The organism is Vibrio sp. 2132-1, assembly GCF_033344315.1.
This window is the reverse complement of the sequence record NZ_JAWPON010000217.1, coordinates 1-799: the sequence shown is the minus strand read 5'-3', so window position 1 is coordinate 799 and position 799 is coordinate 1. Positions and strand designations below refer to the sequence as shown.

Sequence of the window (799 nt, the reverse complement as noted above, 5' to 3'; positions counted from 1 at the left end):
TGGCCAATGATAAGTAAGGAACAGTGAAATGAATACAGGGTTTACTGCCATTATCGCCGATGATGAGCCGTTATTGCGGCATCATCTCGATAAAAGCCTCGCGGAAGTGTGGCCGGAGTTGGACATCGTTGCCAAGGTAGCTGATGGCGAACAAGCCTTGCACGCCATTGAGCAAAGCCAACCTGATATTGCCTTTCTCGATATTCGTATGCCCGTGTTAGATGGCATGAGTTTGGCGCAAAAACTCAATCGTTTGGCCAACCCGCCTTTGATCGTGTTTGTTACTGCTTATGATGACTATGCCATTAAAGCGTTTGAGCAAAATGCGGCAGATTACCTGCTCAAACCCATTTCCGATGCTCGTTTGCAAACGACCTGTGAACGAGTCAAAGCTCGACTCAGCCAACGAGGAAGCGACAACAGCCATGTTCAGATGAATAGTTTGTTGGAACAACTGCAACAGTTGTCTGCGCCTCAAACACCGCAATACTTACAGTGGATTAAAGCCACGCAAGGTGACGATATTCATCTCATCGCGACGTCTGATGTGCTGTATTTCAAAGCGGAAGAAAAATACGTTTCGGTGTATGCACAGCAAGGGAAGGGGGAAGTGCAAGAATATTTGATCCGCACATCGCTCAAAGAGTTGATTGGGCAGCTCAACCCAGAGCAGTTTTGGCAAGTGCATCGCTCAAGCGTGGTGCAAGTGTCTAAAATCAGTAAAGTAAACAAAGACTTTGCAGGAAGAATGTTTGTTTATGTTGGCGAAACTAAGTTGCCAGTGAGCCGCGCTTCTCAA

General features: G+C 46.8%; 1 protein-coding gene. It reads left to right on the top strand.

The features are described from left to right. Positions 1-28: 28 nt before the first annotated feature. Positions 29-799: LytTR family DNA-binding domain-containing protein (locus R8N47_RS24530; protein WP_318186017.1), on the top strand; the 771-nt coding region annotated here is incomplete at its 3' end.